Origin of the sequence: Pseudovibrio sp. JE062 (genome assembly GCF_000156235.1) — a bacterium.
In the GTDB taxonomy this organism is placed as follows: domain Bacteria; phylum Pseudomonadota; class Alphaproteobacteria; order Rhizobiales; family Stappiaceae; genus Pseudovibrio.
In genome coordinates this window covers 139,083-155,596 of record NZ_DS996807.1, presented here as the reverse complement: position 1 = coordinate 155,596, position 16,514 = coordinate 139,083, and the positions used below count along the sequence as shown (strand labels likewise).

Sequence of the window (16,514 nt, the reverse complement as noted above, 5' to 3'; positions counted from 1 at the left end):
AAAATTGCTGCTTAAATCTCTCAGGTCGGGAGAAAAGCAACAAAAGGAAGCCTTTGCAGATGAATTCAGAACGCTCTACGCAAACCACTGAGCGCCAGGAACCTTCTCCACTCTTGAAGCTGGCCCTAGAGCTCGGTCCATTGGGCGTTTTCTTCATCGCCAACTCCAGAGGCGAACAGCTTGCAGAAATGTTCCCTGCGCTGGGTTCTCTCGGGCAGCCGATTTTTATTGCGACAGCTGCCTTTATGGTTGCGATTTCCATCTCCCTCACCGTTTCCTACATTCTCACCCGTCATCTGCCGGTGATGCCGCTGGTTTCCGGTGTGGTGGTGCTCGTGTTTGGGGCGCTGACGCTGTATCTGCAGGATGAGCTGTTCATCAAGCTCAAGCCAACCATCGTGAATACCCTGTTTGGGTCCATTCTGTTGGGTGGCCTGTTCTTTGGTAAGTCTCTGCTGGGTTATGTGTTTGACAGCGCCTTTAAGCTGGATGCGGAAGGCTGGCGGAAGCTGACCATGCGTTGGGGCGTGTTCTTCCTTGTACTGGCGCTCATCAATGAGTTTGTCTGGCGCAACTTCTCAACGGACTTCTGGGTGGACTTCAAGGTCTTTGGTTTCATGCCGATCACCATGGTCTTCACCATGATGCAGCTGCCGCTGATCCAGAAACACAGCCTTGAGAGCGAAGAGAAGAGCTAAGCCTCTCTCTCTTTCCGGAATACAGACAAAATTAAAGCGCGGTTTGGGCCGCGCTTTTGTGTTTTTAGCAGTAAGTTCCGAGTTAGCGCGGTGCGCGCTTTGCCAGGATGCGCTGGAGCGTTCTGCGGTGCATGTTCAGACGACGGGCTGTCTCTGAAACGTTGCGGTCACACAGTTCGTAAACGCGCTGGATATGCTCCCAACGAACCCGGTCAGCGGACATTGGATTTTCTGGTGGCGGAGCTTTATCGTTTGGACGGCGGGTCAGCGCTGCCAGAATATCATCGGCATCAGCTGGTTTCGCGAGATAGTCAATCGCGCCAAGTTTTACGGCGGTTACAGCGGTTGCGATGTTGCCATAGCCGGTCAGGATGATTGCACGCGCGTCCGGCTTTTTCATGCGGATGGCTTCAACCACGTCCAGACCGCTGCCATCTTCAAGGCGCATGTCTACGACAGCATAATCAGGTGCCTGTGCTGCAACTTTACTCAGCGCTTCTCTAACACCATCTGCGGTTTCCGTGTGGAAACCCCGTTTCTGCATCGCACGTTCCAAGCGCTGCTGGAAAGCACGATCGTCATCAACGATTAGAAGGCGTCCAAGAGGTGCAACTTCTGGTTCTGTCATTTTGCAGGTCCGATTAATCTACGGTATTCACAGGCCACTTTAGTATATTTTTCAGTTAAGGGAAGTTCCCAACGGCTTTTATAGCCAGATTTCGCTAAAGTATTTTTACTAGGATACCTAGAGATTTACTCTCAGGATTCTGGAGTTTGTGCTCCCTGATCCATGGTTTCACGCAGCCAGCGAATATGGACCAAAGCACCGTGCTCCGGATCTTTTCGATTATGAAAATTCACTCTTCCACCTGAGCGCTCCAGCAATGTTTTGGCGATGAAGAAGCCAAGACCAAGGCCGCCGCCAGACTGGCGCTCTGCTTCATCTTCAAACTCTTCTTCGCCATCCTCTGTAATGGCAGGCGCGGTGCGTTTGGAGACGTATGGCTCCCCCATGCGAGCGAGAACTTCCGGTGCGAAGCCCGGGCCGTCGTCTACGATGAAGATTTCGACGAACTTCTCATCCCACTTTGCTTCAAAGAGAACCGTGGTTTCTGCGAAGTCTACCGCGTTTTCCAATAGGTTGCCGAGGCCGTAACTGATGGCTGCATCACGAACACCCACAGGCTCCGGTCCGGTGCCTTCTGCGTTGACCTTGATTTCAATACCGAGGCCTCTGTGAGGCTCTGAGACGTCCGAGAGCAACAAGGAGATCGGCATACGCTGGAACACCTGATCGGCGTCACTGGAGAGGCTGGTGAGCTTCTTCAGGATCTCACGGCAGCGGGCAGCCTGAGAATAAACCAGTTCAGCATCTTCACGCAGCGGGTCGCCCTTTTCAAACTCCGTGGAGAGCTCTTTAGCCGTCAGGTAGATCGTGCCCAGCGGGGTTCCCAGTTCGTGCGCAGCGGCTGTTGCAAGGCCATCCAGCGCGGACAGGTGCTTCTGGTGAGCCAGAACCATGTCACTGGCGGCCAGCGCGTTGGAGAGCTGGCGTGCTTCTTCTGCGACGCGCAGGGAGTATGTGGCCATGAAGAACATGGAGCACATGAGCGAGAACCAGACGCCGACAAGGTACAGCGGTGGCAGATCGATCTGGGTGCCATCGTACCACGGCAGCGGCATATGGAAGGCGGTGAGCAGCGTTACCACTGCACCAGCCAGCGCGCCAAGGATGATGGTGTTGCGGGAGGACAGCGCGGTCGCGGAGACCACAACTGGTGCCAGAATGAGGAAACAGAACGGGTTGCCCAGTCCACCTGTGAGGTAGAACAAGCCGCCGAGCTGGATGATATCGTAGGCCAGCTGTGCTGCTGCTGCGTTTTTGGAGATGCGCGTGCTGGATGGCCAGCGGATTTTCAGGATGACATTGAGCCATGCCGAAGCGGCGACCAGAACGTAGCTGTAGCCAATTGGCAGCGGGAAGTTGAGCAAGTAGTGCACAACCAACAGAGAGACAGTTTGTCCGGCTACCGCCAACCAACGCAGACGGACAAGCGTATCCAGCTTGATCTGCGGGTCTAACAGTCGCGACTGTCCTTCCGGTGTGCTTATCATTTAATCTTGCTCCAATACGTCATAAAAGCCCTTCATAAATCACAGGTGATCCACTTGCCAATGGGTTATGTGGCAGAACTATGCTGTTTTGCCGCTGAAATGTTAGCATAGCCTTGTATCCGCCTCTGGGGCATGCTAGCCAACCATCTAGTTGCGCAGGTACGGCAAACAAACACTTAAGAGTGACAGTGAGTTGTACCAGTGATTGTTATTGCGACACGGGAAAAACGATATGAGTGAAGCTAATACTGCTGGCGAACAGGGTGAAGCAGCTGCTCCAGGTATGAACATCCTGGCTCAGTACATTAAAGATCTGTCCTTTGAAAACCCAAATTCTCCGAAGTCTCTTCAGCCAGGTGAGCAGCCTAAGCTGGACATCAACGTAAACGTTGGTGCAAACCCAATTGGCGAAGACCAGTTCGAAGTAATTATTACCCTGAACGCAAAAGCGAACACTCCTGAGCAGGTTCTGTTTGCTGTTGAACTCGTTTACGGTGGCGTATTCCAGATCACCGGTGTTCCTCAGGAGCATATGCACCCGTTCATCCTGATCGAGTGCCCACGCATGCTGTTCCCGTTTGCTCGCAACATTCTTGCAGACACCACACGCAATGGCGGCTTCCCTCCACTGCTGCTCGATCCAATCGACTTTGCTGCTCTGTACCGTCAGAACCTGGCACAGGCTGCAGCAGCACAGCAGGCACCTGCTGGCGACAATGGCGAAGCAAAGCCAAACTAAGAATTTTAAGTTTCCGGCCAACTGTCGGTACTTTGACAAAGCCACGCTGGGTTCCAGCGTGGCTTTTGTTTTGCCTGCAATTCGACATTTCGATCTAGGAAGATGTTTAGTTTCGCCACCTAGGATTGCCGCAGTCAAAAGATAGAGGCCTCAAGAGACTTAAAAATGCGGCATCCAAGATTTTTGAATATTGCTGGCGCACTGGGCATTGCTGCCCTTTTGATGACACCTGTTGGCTCCTTTGCCCAGGATGAGGAGCCAGAGATTGCTGGCCCTGAGGACTGGCATGCTTACAGTTACTCTGCAGAGCAGATTACCGGCGACATCATTCTGGCACCCGGAACAATCGAGATGGGGAATGCTGGTGTTCTGACAATTACCGGTGTTGAGGGCTATACGCCGAACCTGTTCTCCTTCAGCGGTGCTACTTCGCTCAATCTGCCCGAAGGCAAATACTTCTGCGAAAAGGGCGTCGATAAAGGCTTCATGGTCATTGATCGATCCCAGCCGGATTTTCTCGTGATTGACGTCTTCGGCGGGGATGTGCCACCTGTCGCTGGCAAGGGCGTGGACCAACAAGCTGGTTTCTGCGGCTCGTTTACCTACAACAAGTCATAGGGGCACTCAGCATGGCACGATTGAACAAAGGCGCAGGCTTTGCTTCTGTGTGTTTGGGTTTCTCCCTTCTGGCAAGCCCATTCGCTTTTGCTGAAGATGCTGGAGAGAAATGGATTGCAGTGAGTAACACCGCGATGAGCATTACTGGCGACATCGAGTTATCTCCAACAGCCATTACCATGAGCACTGGAAGCGTTTTGCCGCTGGAAGCTGTGAAAGGTGACGTCCCTAATCTTTATCGCTTTACTCATGCTAATGATCTCAAGCTACTTCGCGACAATACGTTTTGCTTGCCACATACAGAAGTGGGGTACGTCGTGCTGAACTACCGAGGTAAGGAGGAGTTGGAGATTGATGTCTTCGACGGTGACGAAGCACCTCACAGCGCTGATGAGCTAGAAAGCCAACCTGGCTTTTGCGCTTCTTATTTCTATCAGAAACCGTAGTGCTTATAACTGCATTTGCACCTCGATCAGGTCTGTGCAACATACGCTTTATTCTGATGTTACACGGGGCTGATATGCGGATCAAAGACGCCAATTTCTATCGGAAATACTACAAAAAGTATCATGGCAAGGATCCGTACAAGAAAACTCCGAAGCCCCTCACCCGTCTTGGGGTCACCCGCAAGTATCTGAGCTATCTGCTGTTCTACATCTCCTCTACTTTCCTTCTGAGTGGCTATGCCACCAGCATGCGGGATTTGTTGATCTTCAACTATGCCGTTGCATGCGTGCTTGTTGTGGCTGCTGTTTTCATCTGGCCGCGAGAGGTGAAGGCGCTGGAGCTCATAGGTCGCTATCTTGGGGTCGTTCTTTTTGCGGCGGTGTACAGCGCAGTGATCTTCGTGCCGATTGCATACACAGTGACCACCGAGGAGTTTGTCGCCTTTTTGCAGCCCTTCCCGTGGATCATTCATGCAGTTTATCTGCCCCCAGCCATCTACGCTGGCATCATGATCTGGCGCGCACCACTAGCGAAGGATGAGGCGAACAGCTCTACTACATGATCTCTGTGGACGTCAGGTTGCGTCGGAGGTATCTCTATGCGAATAAACGAGAAATCGTTTTATGCACGGCGCACTTATGCAACACAAAGCCATCAGCTTTTATAAGAAATACAGCAATAAACATTCAGAGCAGGAACTCTTTGATCCAGATTTGATACCGCTGACGCGCTTTGGTCTTTTACGCAAGTATCTCAGCTTTGTTGTCTTCTATCTCTCCTATCCGTATGTGAGCAAACTGTTTGACGCCACTGCTCAGGATAGCTTTGCCAGCAACTCTATCCATCTTGGCGGGTACCTTGTTCTGGCTGCCTTTTTATGGCCGAGACGCCTCAACTTGTTTGGCTTCCTGATGCGCTATTTCTGCATCTGGGGCGCTGTTGTTCTTTATTGGATGCTGATCATTTATCTGGTCACGCCAGAGAAGCTTAAAGCGCTGGTCGCCACCCATCCCTGGCTTCCCAAGGCCGGCTATTTGCCGTTTGCGTTGTATGCGCTGGTGATGATCTGGCGTACGCCGAAATCAAAAAAAAGACGGTCCTGGCGCCAACAGCTCCGCGCAATGAGGCTCAGTTAAAGTTTGGCCCCTCATTTCAACTGGTCTTCAATTGCTCTCGGGAAAAGTTAGTCTGTCCCGGAGTTCGTGGCCTTCACGTGTCGCGCTCTAACAATTGATTTGAGCGGAACGCTTGCATTTGGTTGTATCTGGCCAAATGAGACATGCTCAATCTCCTTTCCTGAGGCAGCGGTTTTTCTGCGATGTCTGAAAACGCATACGCACAAGAAGTTTGCTACAACCTGCGTGGTGGGAACCGTGCATTGCTGATGGATGCGTTTGCCAATATCCGTAAAGAAGACTTTCTGTTCCCCCCTCCCTGGAAGGTGGCCATAACCACGCCCGGCTATGGACGTCGCGCCATTTTGCAGGATGCTGCAGATCTCTATCAGGACATGCTGGTGGAGCTGGTGCATGAGGCTTCCATCAACACCGGGCAGCCTTCACTCTGGGCGCAGATTTTTAACTGGTCGGGCCTCAAACCGGGGATGAGCGTTTTTGAGTCCGGTTCTGGCCTCGGGTACTTCACCGCTGTTATCGCTCATGTGGTTGGGCCTGAGGGCTCGGTTTACTTCGATGAACCCCATGAGAAGTTGCACGACAAGTGTCACGAGAACCTAGCAGATATCAAGAATGTCCATGCGGTGTATGACGGTGCTGCGCTGGACCGAACTTATCTTTGCTATGGCACCACTACAGTTCCTGCTGAGCTTTATCGCAACACCAAGCTGCGGGGGCAGATTGTGTTTCCCTTCACTGATGACTGGGGGCACGGTTTCTTCATCAGCCTGAAAAAGAAGAAGAAGGTTTGCGAGCTGAAGCTTGGGGCACCGTGTGCCTTTGTGATCAGCCGGGACTACAAGAACAATCCTTACACCAATGACTTTGGCGAGCTGACGGACATCGCGGTGGACGTCAAGTTCGTTGAGCAGGCATTGGATGACAAAGTGCTGGATGTGGCGAAGATGATCCATCTGGCGATTGAGGCCAAATCTCATTCCTAGCTTTTATGCCGCTGGTAATCCGGCTTGCCAAACTTCCCCCATCTCGCTAAGCTCATTTCCGTTGCGCATGAGCGTGATGATCCGAAACGTAACCAAAGGAGGTGCATTATGATTGTGATAAAGGTGCTTCAGGCAGGTTCGTTTAAATAGGCAACACGCCTTACCTGCCTGACCCACTTTGGGGTCCGTATGCGTTGGCTACGGCGACCCTATGGTGCTGTTCTATTTCAGGCAGATAAATGTCCCATAAATTGATTGAGCTGGGTTGGTCCGCTCATTTTATGATGCAGCTTCAGGATGATGAGCTGCAAACTCTTCCTGTTGCCCGCGTGACGCAGGTTCACCGTAACCAGATGATTGGTATCGGTCATCAGGGAGAGTTCACCCTGAGTGTTCCCGGCCAAGGTTCAACCGGCGATTATGCGGTTGGTGACTGGGTGGTTTATGACGCCCACGCTCAAGTTGTTCGTGCGCTGGACCGGCTTACGCTGGTTGAACGACGCGCGGCGGGTGAAGATGCCCGTGCGCAGCTGATTGCTGCCAATCTGGACGTGTTGTTCATCACCACCTCCTGCAACAAAGACTTCAACATCGCGCGGCTGGAGCGGTATCTAGCCGTGGCTCAGCAGGCTGGCATTCAGCCCGTGGTTCTGCTGACGAAGGCTGATCTGGTGGATGACACCTATGCGTTTGAGGCGGAAGTGCAGAAGATTGATCCGCTGTTGCCGGTGATCGCGCTTGATACCCGCGATCCGGAGCAGATTACGCCGTTGTTTGACTGGTGGAAGGCCGGGCAAACCGCAGCATTGGTGGGCTCTTCCGGTGTGGGCAAATCAACCATCCTCAACAGCTTGAGCGGTTCTTCTGCCAAGACAGCTGGCATTCGTGAGGATGATGCGAAAGGCCGGCATACCACGACGGCTCGCTGCCTCTCCCCTGTTGGGGATGGGCGTTGGTTGATGGATACGCCGGGTATGCGTGCTTTGCGGCTCTACGATGTTTCTGAGGGCGTTGCTGCGGTGTTTCAGGATCTGGTTGATCTTGCAGAGCACTGCCGGTTTTCGGACTGTAGTCATGAGAGTGAGCCGGGTTGTGCCATTCAGGCCGCGATTGAAGAAGGGGAACTGGACCCTTCACGGCTTAAACGCTGGAAGAAGCTGGCCCGTGAGGAGCAGTACAACAGCGAAACCGTTGCGCAATCCCGCTCCCGTTTGAAGAGCTTCTCCAAGATGATCAAGCGTGTGCAGGCAGACAATCGTATCCTGAAGGGCGATTACTAGCCCCTTTGAATAGCACCGCCCACAGCGTCAGCTTGTGGGGGTGCTACCGTTTTCTCAGTTTGCCGGTTTCCAGCTAGAACCCTCAAACTGAATTAGGGGAGCCGACCCGCGGTTTTGGCAGAGTTCGCAGGTCGGCTATATGCCCTTGAAGTGTTGTTGTGTTGAGGCAACTTCAAGGACCTCGGGAGGTTTGCCCACTCGGTGGATATGCTGTCTGACCGAAGTGGTGACGCTCACCTTTTTTCAGCCAAATGCAGTGCTGCAATACCGCAGTTGGCGAAGCAGCTTTGTTTTTCCAGCTGCATTCAACGAGTGTTGCGCGTTTCAATGAAATGAGCTGTTCTATAAAGAACAGCAGGGAAAGTTTTTTTGAGGTAAGCGCTGCGCGCGAAGCAGTGCCCGACTGCTGAGAGATTCGGTTTTATCCCGAGTTTGCCGTGGCCTTTGGCAGCTCAACCAGGAATGTGGTTTCCGCTCTATCTGGTAGATAAGACACGGTACCGTAGTGTGATTTGACCATGGATTGCACGATGCCAAGGCCCATGCCTGTGCCACCCTCTGCCCGCTGGGTGGTAAAGAACAGGTCGAAGATCTTCCCTGCATTACCCTCAGAAATGCCTCTGCCGTTGTCACTGGTGTAAAACAACAGGGTTTCCGGTGTTTCCTCGACTTTGATGGTGAGCTTGCTCGCCCCGTGGTTCACTGCATTTTCCAGCAGGTTGGAGAAAATGATCGCCGCATTTTCCAGAGTGATCGGCAGGGTCTGGTCTCTCTCACAGGCCACATCTATCTCTAGCTGCTCATAGTGACTTTGCAGGTGATCGAGCAGTTCGCCAAGATGCAAGGTACCAGAGGATTTGGGATTGTCCGCGCGAGCCAGATGGCGCAGGCGGTCTAGTAGTGCAGACAGGCGGTTGGAATCCTGCAAAATGTTGTTCAGGAATCTGGTGCGCTGGTCCTTTGACATGTCGTCCCCGGATTCCAGCAGGAGTTCGACTGCTCCTTTGGTGGCTGTGACCGGCGATTTCAACTCATGTGCTGCGTGAGAGGCGAAGGTGGAGATGTAGTCTGCCCGCTCCGAGATTTTCCGGGCCATGGCAAGGAAGCTATCTGCCAGCGATGCAAACTCACGTGTGCCGTTGTGCTTCAAAGGCGCGATTGCCTGTGTATCGCCACTGCTGATCCGCTGGGTGCGGTCGATCAACTCATAGATTGGCTTAGTGATAACCCGCAGGAACACAAAGCCGATAGCGGTTGTCACAAGCAATGTGAAGGCAGCGGCGATGGCCACGATCTGCCATTGCTTGAAGAGCTGGCGCATGGTGTTGCTGGGCGTACGGGAGGCGTAGATCACCCCAACTACCTTGCCCTGCACCAGAACCGGCATTGCAGAGAAGATGCGCGTTGATGTTCCGCGGCTTAGTGAAGTCAACGCTGGCGCCGGTTCATCCGAAATCCGCTCGCGCAGGACACTGCGATAGTGGCCAGAGAGTGCCGTTTGCACTTCCTCCACGTGCCTCAGGGAGAGACCGACTTCGCTGCGCCCAGCGATGACGTTGCCTTTGTGATCAAGCACACGGAAGCCAGCCAGTGTGACCTTCTGTGTTTCCATTAGCAGCGGAGACAGGCGACTGCCGATGTTCAGCATCACCTCACTGGGTGCTTCAGCGGCTTCACGAGCCTTTGCTCGGCGTGGGTAGGTTTTGGCGGAAAAGAGGTAGTTGCGCGGCGCTATCGGCGTGTAAGGGCCGTTCTCCACGCTCACGCTGCGTTCTGCACTCACGAGGTCATCAAGGCTGATCTCCTCCTGCTCTTCCACCATTTGCGACATGACGGCTGACAGGACAGCACTTTGAGCAATCAAGGCGTTTTCCGTTTGCTGGAAGATCTGATGCTCGAAGATGCGGAAGAACAGAATGATTGCGAGTGGCAGCAGCAGCACGCTGAGCAGCACTGCAACCACCACAAGGCCCAGCGTCGGGCGCCACTTCTTTTTTGTTGCTGTGGCAATCATGAGGGAACCGGCAGTGCCGCCAGTCTGAAGCCGACTGCGTGCACCGTCTCAATCAGATTCGGCGCACCTGCAGTCGTCAGCTTTGAGCGGACATTGCGGATGTGGCTGTCGATTGTCCGGTCTGAGACGTGAATGTTGGGCGGATATGCCAGATCGATGATCCTATCGCGGGAAAACGTCATGCGTGGGCGGTCCAGAAACAGCTTCAGGATCTCGAACTCGATGGATGTCAGTTCCACGGGCTGACCGTTGTAAGCGACCGAGCGGTAGGAAGGATCAAGCTGTACGCCTCCGGCCTGAAGTTGGGAAGGTTTGGCCTCTCCTGTAATCTTTGGGCCATTGGTGCGTTTCAGGATTGCGCCGATGCGGGCGACCAGCTCGCGCGGGCTGAACGGTTTGGTGACATAGTCGTCTCCCCCCATTTCCAGCCCGAGGATACGGTCAATCTCTTCATCGCGGGCGGACAGGAAAAGGATCGGCACTTCTGAGTGCTTGCGGATCTCGCGGCAGACTTCGAAGCCATCCATCTCCGGCATGCCGATGTCCAGAATGATCAGGTCCACCGGCTGCTGCTTAAAGCAGGCAACAGCCTCAAATCCATTTTCAGCAATGATGGTGTTGTAGTTGGCTTTTTCGATCGCGAAGGTAATCACTTCCCGAATGTGCGCATCGTCGTCAACTACCAGTATATTTTGCATTCTCAGAGGCCCGGATCTTCACGATAACGAGTTCTACTGTCAGAGGCCGGGGTTTGCAACTTAGCCGGGGTTTCCAGTTGTGTCGGAGCCTGCGGTTTTGCCGGAGACTGCGGTCTTGTCGGGACTTCGTTCTCTTGCAGGTAGTTGAGCAGCAACTGATTTCTGAGGCTCCATAGACGCCAGTCTCTTGCATCTAGTCGAACGTGGAGGGCTATGTACCGTCGAGAGGACTGCATTTTAATCAGTCTGCTGTTGTCATTTGGAACACCACGCTCCAACTCACTTCGGATTTTTGCATCAATGGCCGGGATAGCCTGTGGCCCTAAGCTGATCAGGTACCAATGGTCAAACTTGGAGTTATCGGCATAGGTCACGTTGTAATCTGCGATCAATGCGGCTGTGTTTGTGAGGCTGAGCGTGTAGAGGATCCCCACAACTGCGAGCATGTTTACACGAACGAGCCAGCCGTTGTTTCGTCCCAAGGCCAGTTTGGCAACGATGCTGAGCACGCCGATGAACACCAGTACCACCCAGATCAGTGCATAGAGGCGCAGGTAAGTCATTGAGTACACGCCGACATAATTGCCGAGGCGTGCGAGGCAGGAGGCGACGAGCAGAGCGGTCTGGATGGTCCATGCGAGCAACAACACCTTCACCAGTTTGGACTTGGCCGTGGAGGCTCCGGAGCGGCTGGCGAACAGCACGAAGACTGCGGCAAGCAGAGCGGCAATGATGAGGGTGTAGACGCCTTTGTGGGCGTAGTTGGCATAGGTGGTGCCTGCCGGGAGTTCCTGAGAGCCCCACAGGTAGAAGGCATCCAGCACTGTTTGCAGGGCAAAGAGGCCGTTGAAGAGCACAAGCGAGCGGACAACAGCTTTGTAGCCAAAGATTTCATCCAAGACAGATCGATAGGCTTGAACAGTTTCCTGCTCCGGTGTTTTGACAGTGGTGTCAGCAGCCTTCTTTTTCTTCAGCTTTTTTCTGAATTTTACGCGCAGGAACGGCCAGACCAGAGCAAACATGATGGACCAGAACACGATGCGGGCCATGTTCAGTTTTTCAAAGAGCTTGCCCAAGTTGATGCTGAGCAGCCATTGCTCGATGACAGGGTTTGAAGAACTGAACAGGTACAGGAAAATCGGGAACAGGGTGAGGGGCAGAAACCAGGTGAACGCCAGTTTGGCGTAGTTGGACAATGGCCGCTTGCGTCGTTTGACACGACTGAGCGTAAACATGTCTTTGATGAAACCCAGCGGCCAGCGGCGCAGGAAGATGAGCAGTGTTTTGACCATCTTCAAGTCAAAGGCATTCACGCGTCGGTTCATGATGAGAGTACACATGGCCAGAGCGAGGATGGCGATCAGCCCACTCAGAAAGTCCCATTGGAGGACACTTGGCACAACGCCAATGATCACCGTCAGCGTCGTGATCCATGCAAGGCGTGGGCTCACCCGGTGTCCGCCCAGCAGCATGATTGCAAAGGCAACAGCTACAATGAACAGGCTGAAGCCAATTTCAGCCCGGTGACCAAAAAACAGATAGTCAGCAAGCAGGCATAGACCCAAACCAAGAAGAAACCGGGCCTGAATGCCCATTGCAGGCATCCACGACACCGGCTGAATGCGAGAGTTAGATAACATCAATTTCGCCCCTGAAATCATTAAGTGAATGAACTCAGGCGACGATCTACCGACCTCCCTTGCAGGCAGTTGGGCAAAACCGATGAGATCTCGTGCAGATTTGTGCAGTTTCTGTGCAGGTGATGAGAGCTGCTACGGGAAAGCAGCCTGCATAGGTGTGCTGACTGCTGTTTTTATTGGGACTTGGCGAGCCTAGGCCGCTTTGATATCGCCGAGGAACTGGTCGATTTCGTTGCGGAGGTGATCGGCTTCGGTACGGAGCTCCTCAGAGGCGATGAGGACTTGCTTGGAGGTGACGCCAGTTTGGATGGCGGCTTCGTTGACCTTGGCGATGTTCTCCGTGACCTCAGCTGTGCCACCGGCAACCTCGCTGACATTGCTGGCGATTTCCTGGGTGGCGAACTTTTGCTCGTTGATGGCGCTGGAGACGGCACTGGCGCGTTGGTCGATCTCGCGGATGATCTTGTCGATGTCTTCCATTGCGGTGAGAGATCCCTCTGTAGCGCGCTGGATATCGGCAATCTCATTGCGGATTTGTTCTGTGGCCTGAGAGGTTTGCTCAGCCAAAGACTTCACCTCACTTGCAACCACCGCAAAGCCCTTGCCTGCCACCCCAGCTCGTGCAGCTTCTATGGTGGCGTTGAGGGCGAGTAGATTGGTTTGCTCAGCGATGTCTGTGATGATGCTGACCACATCTCCCACGCTCTGCGCTGCTTTGCGCAACTCTGCAGCATCGGAGTTGGCGCTGTGGACCTGATCCACCGCTTCAGACGCTGCTTTTCTGCAGTGTTGCATCTGGTTGCCGATTTCGGCGACGGAGCAGTCCAGCTCCTCTGTGGCAGAGGCGACGGATTGCACGCTGCGCGAGGCTTCTTCCGCTGCTGAGGCGACTGCCTTGGATTGGTTACTGGTAAGCTCGGAGATGCTCGACATTTCCTGAGAGGACAACTGCATGGTCTGCGAGTTGCGGCCCATGGTTTCAAGCACATAGGAAACGGCCTGCTCAAAGTCTGCAATACGGCCTTCAAGGAACTTACCGCGCTCTAACTGAGAGGCGTGCTGGGTGTCCTGCTCCTTCTTCAGATCGCGTGCGAGGATCATGTTTTCCTGGAAGACGGAGACAGCCTTGATCATCTGGCCCACTTCGTTTTTCGCTGGCTTTGGCAGCTTGATGTTCAGGTTGCCGCTGGCAAGTTGCTCCATGGCTTCAATGATCTTGGCGAAGGAGCGCTGGATAGATTTGATGAGGATGAAAGACATCAGGAACACCAGCAGGAAGCCAACGGCAGCGATGCTCATGTGAAGGGTGAGACGTCCGTTGGCACTTGCTTGCAGTTGCTCAGTATCTTCAATCAGACTGGCAGCAATGGTGTTTTCCAAGGCCTTGAGCTGGTTGATTTTTTGGGATGCGGTTCCAAACCATTCAGGGCCGCTGATGGTTTCCAGCGCCGTTGCTGTTTCCTCGCCGCCCAGTGCGATATCGCGATAGGTGTTCAGCTTGGTGTTGGCAGCACCGTTCTGCAGCTTCTCATAGTCTGCGAAAAGCTCAGGCGTGGCATAGGTTTGGAAAATGTGCGTGAAGGCGTTCTGTTCAACGATTAGACGTTGGAACTTTTGCAGGGCGGCAGGTGGAAACGCATTGCTTGCAAAGCCTGCTGCGCCCACAGCCCGCTCCAGCCCTGCCCGCTCTTTGGTCAGTAGGAAGGCGTGGTAGCTTACGATGCGGTCTACAATTTCCGCATTGGGGCTGAGTTCGCTCATGGAGCCGATGATGTCGAGCTTTTCAGAGTTCAGCCTGGTGTAGAAAGCAACAGCTTCAGCCATCTGCACATTCAACGCATCAACATTGGAGCGCATTCTGGGCGTCTTTTGCAGCTCGGCATTGATGCCTTCCAGATCAGCAGCAAATGCTGGCTGGTAGATGGACAGGTCAAAGCCCTCAAGGAATTGCAGGTAGTCGATGCGGGCGGTGTCCGTTGCTTTGCGCTGGGTTTTCAGGTCAGCCTCAAACTGCTGACCTTTGCTGGCTAGGAACAAGGCTGTGGCGCCACGCTCTTTCTGCTGCTCATGCACCAGACTGCCGATTTTGACGGAAAGACGCGTGAGCTGCGAAAGGGCAGCCAGTTTCTGCTCATCCTCGGTGTCGACCTTGATGAGCTGATAGAGAAAAACGAGGGCTGCAATGCTTGGAATAATTGAGAGCAGTGTGATGGTATGAACAATTTTGAGCTTAGCTAAATATGCAAACATGATAATTTGGTCCGCTGAAATCTAACTAAGCATTTTCCCGTGTTTATTTACGGCTAGTTAACGATAAGAGGCCGATTCCATGCATGCGGGCAGCATTCCAAAACGTGTGCTCATTGCATTCCTGATAGAGCCTTGTTCGGAAATTTGTTTTCCGGAAATAAGGTCGAGATGTTAATCAGGTAAAAAATTTTAGTTATTTCGCATATTCTTTAGAAAAGAAACATCAAAAATATCAGTAAAATGATTAACCAGAGCAGCAACCAACCGACGCAAGGCTCTATTTATAAATAAAGATTCGCTGAGAAGACTCGACCCGTGAACCTATATACATCCTGATTAAGCGTTTTACTTTGAAACAGAGAAATTAGAACTTACGTTACGTAGCATGTTCCACGCAATAAACTTGTGAGCGGGACCGACTGGCAGCATGTAGAGTTTACCGAACCAGTTGTGTGTGATGACCGAAGAGGTGATGCGCACCAACGCTCCTTCAGAAATTGCATCGACGCTGAACGTGGTCATGACCGAGAGATGTTTATCTCTTGAGGTGAGCACCAGTTCGCGGTCCTCAATGTGCTCAACCAGAAAGAAATCGAGCTTCTCACCTACCTCTGGCAGCGTGGTTTTTCGTTTGCCTTCAAAGCCTTTGATTTTGGCAACGCCTGCCAAAGCTGAGATCTGGTCCCTCACCCAAAATGCAGCGCCAAGCCAAGCAGAACGTTTGCTGAACAGAGCGTTGTAGACCTCAAACGCGGTTGGGTGTTCTTGTATCTTCAAGGAGTTGACGTGGTAGAAGTACAGCTCTTCGCGTGGGGCAACCAATTGAGGGGCCGGGAGAGATAGGGTTTCCGGCATGTTTTACGCTCCTTTATGATACTGCAGCTGACCTTCGCTACATTATTTAGATTATACTAAAATATGTTTATTTGCAATGAATTAGATAGCTTCAGCTAGCTTGCCTAATCCTGCAACAATATATTTTTTGCGCCATATTCTCGCCTTATGATTGCAACACACTTTTTCGCGCACCACATCGGTGTTTCTAATATCAATTTACGGCAAACACGCCAACTTCTGAGATCACTTTGGGGAGTGAGCCTCAGGAGTGGACGCCTTTCTGTGCTGCTTTGGGCGCCTATGTGCTTGCCATTGGGGGATTTTATGAAATCTATATTGCTTAAAGTTGTTGTGGGGTGTTCGGTTCTTCTCAGCGCTCAGGCTGCTGCTGCGTCCGGTCTTTATCTGCTGCGAGAAGATGGTAGCGAGATTGATATCTATCTGAAGTCACAAAGCCCGAAGAACGCGACAGACCTTCTTGTGCTTACTCAGGGCTCCGACTGTAACAGCGTGGCCAATAACAAGCTGATCAACGAGGAGTTCTCGCAGGTTCTGCCGGAAGCGGATGTGCTGACGGTTGAGAAGTATGGCATCACCTCCGACCTCTCCTGGGATCGGAATGATGAGCGTGCGGATTGCCCAGCGGCTTATATTGAGAATGACTCGCCGGAACGCCGGACTGCGGATTACATCAAGGTGATCAGCCAGTTGAAGGAAGGCGGCATTTATGAGCGCGTGATTTTGCTGGGTGGCAGTGAGGGCGCTGTGGTTGCCAACATGATTGCTGCGAAGGCTGATTTCGTGACTGCGAGCATTGCTCTGAATGGTGGCGGGCGTCACTTCATTGATGACATCCTGCACAACATGAAATCTAGCGGCATGCCTGAGGAAGCGTTCAAAGAAGCTTCTGCGGGTTTCAAAGGGTTTGCGCAACAGGTGACATCCAGTGAGCCGTTTGAACTCAACATGAGTGGGCATGGCTACAACTGGTGGAACAGTATGCTGAAATCAGATCAGCTGGAGATCCTCGCACAAGTCGACACTCCTGTTCTGATTGTG

Annotated in this window: 16 protein-coding genes; 9 read left to right on the top strand and 7 right to left on the bottom strand. The window is 52.9% G+C overall.

Going from position 1 to position 16,514, the window contains the following annotated elements; all coding sequences use genetic code 11:
• Positions 1-59: 59 nt before the first annotated feature.
• Entirely contained in the window at positions 60-698 is a 639-nt protein-coding gene (locus PJE062_RS08235; RefSeq protein ID WP_037036385.1) for a septation protein A, read from the top strand.
• A gap of 82 nt (positions 699-780) precedes the next feature.
• Here the strand turns inward: PJE062_RS08235 and PJE062_RS08230 are convergent, their stop codons facing one another.
• Together PJE062_RS08230 and PJE062_RS08225 are read right to left on the bottom strand one after the other, a co-directional pair.
• On the bottom strand, positions 781-1,326 hold the full coding sequence (locus PJE062_RS08230; protein ID WP_008548588.1) for an ActR/PrrA/RegA family redox response regulator transcription factor: 546 nt from the start codon (positions 1,324-1,326) through the stop codon (positions 781-783).
• Between the two features lie 131 nt (positions 1,327-1,457).
• Entirely contained in the window at positions 1,458-2,813 is a 1,356-nt protein-coding gene (locus PJE062_RS08225; protein ID WP_008548595.1) for an ActS/PrrB/RegB family redox-sensitive histidine kinase, read from the bottom strand.
• Positions 2,814-3,045: 232 nt separating this feature from the next.
• Between PJE062_RS08225 and secB the strand changes: the two genes are divergently transcribed.
• The 7 genes from secB to rsgA all read left to right on the top strand — a co-directional run bounded on the left by secB (position 3,046) and on the right by rsgA (position 8,016).
• Positions 3,046-3,552 (top strand): protein-export chaperone SecB, encoded by a 507-nt coding sequence (secB, locus tag PJE062_RS08220; RefSeq protein ID WP_008548640.1) that lies wholly within the window; start codon positions 3,046-3,048, stop codon positions 3,550-3,552.
• Positions 3,553-3,717: 165 nt separating this feature from the next.
• On the top strand, positions 3,718-4,170 hold the full coding sequence (locus PJE062_RS08215) for a hypothetical protein (protein WP_008548631.1): 453 nt from the start codon (positions 3,718-3,720) through the stop codon (positions 4,168-4,170).
• 11 nt (positions 4,171-4,181) lie between these two features.
• Positions 4,182-4,616 carry a hypothetical protein gene (locus tag PJE062_RS08210; RefSeq protein ID WP_008548622.1) on the top strand — a complete coding sequence of 145 codons (435 nt, stop codon included), beginning with the start codon at positions 4,182-4,184 and terminating at the stop codon, positions 4,614-4,616.
• Between the two features lie 74 nt (positions 4,617-4,690).
• A complete protein-coding gene (locus PJE062_RS08205; RefSeq protein ID WP_008548804.1) occupies positions 4,691-5,179 on the top strand; it encodes a hypothetical protein in 489 nt (162 codons plus the stop codon).
• 61 nt (positions 5,180-5,240) lie between these two features.
• Positions 5,241-5,753: a hypothetical protein gene (locus tag PJE062_RS08200; RefSeq protein WP_008548312.1), complete on the top strand. Its 513-nt coding sequence runs from the start codon at positions 5,241-5,243 to the stop codon at positions 5,751-5,753.
• 182 nt (positions 5,754-5,935) lie between these two features.
• Positions 5,936-6,736: a protein-L-isoaspartate O-methyltransferase gene (locus PJE062_RS08195; protein ID WP_008548438.1), complete on the top strand. Its 801-nt coding sequence runs from the start codon at positions 5,936-5,938 to the stop codon at positions 6,734-6,736.
• 239 nt (positions 6,737-6,975) lie between these two features.
• Positions 6,976-8,016, top strand: a complete 1,041-nt coding sequence (gene rsgA / locus PJE062_RS08190; RefSeq protein ID WP_008548232.1) for a ribosome small subunit-dependent GTPase A — start codon at positions 6,976-6,978, stop codon at positions 8,014-8,016.
• Positions 8,017-8,437: 421 nt separating this feature from the next.
• Here rsgA and PJE062_RS08185 read toward each other — a convergent pair whose 3' ends face one another.
• From PJE062_RS08185 to PJE062_RS08165, 5 genes are all read right to left on the bottom strand, one after another.
• The gene (locus PJE062_RS08185; RefSeq protein WP_008548359.1) at positions 8,438-10,030 is read right to left on the bottom strand and encodes a HAMP domain-containing sensor histidine kinase; all 1,593 of its coding nucleotides are present in this window, start codon (positions 10,028-10,030) and stop codon (positions 8,438-8,440) included.
• On the bottom strand, positions 10,027-10,728 hold the full coding sequence (locus PJE062_RS08180) for a response regulator transcription factor (protein WP_008548378.1): 702 nt from the start codon (positions 10,726-10,728) through the stop codon (positions 10,027-10,029). The genes PJE062_RS08185 and PJE062_RS08180 overlap by 4 nt, the downstream gene beginning before the upstream one ends.
• A 2-nt stretch (positions 10,729-10,730) precedes the next feature.
• Positions 10,731-12,368, bottom strand: a complete 1,638-nt coding sequence (locus PJE062_RS08175) for a DUF4173 domain-containing protein (RefSeq protein WP_208982218.1) — start codon at positions 12,366-12,368, stop codon at positions 10,731-10,733.
• 192 nt (positions 12,369-12,560) lie between these two features.
• A complete protein-coding gene (locus tag PJE062_RS08170; protein ID WP_008548406.1) occupies positions 12,561-14,618 on the bottom strand; it encodes a methyl-accepting chemotaxis protein in 2,058 nt (685 codons plus the stop codon).
• A gap of 345 nt (positions 14,619-14,963) precedes the next feature.
• Positions 14,964-15,473 carry a DUF2867 domain-containing protein gene (locus tag PJE062_RS08165; RefSeq protein ID WP_008548284.1) on the bottom strand — a complete coding sequence of 170 codons (510 nt, stop codon included), beginning with the start codon at positions 15,471-15,473 and terminating at the stop codon, positions 14,964-14,966.
• Positions 15,474-15,779: 306 nt separating this feature from the next.
• Between PJE062_RS08165 and PJE062_RS26515 the strand changes: the two genes are divergently transcribed.
• Positions 15,780-16,514: hypothetical protein (locus PJE062_RS26515; RefSeq protein ID WP_037036378.1), on the top strand; the 735-nt coding region annotated here is incomplete at its 3' end.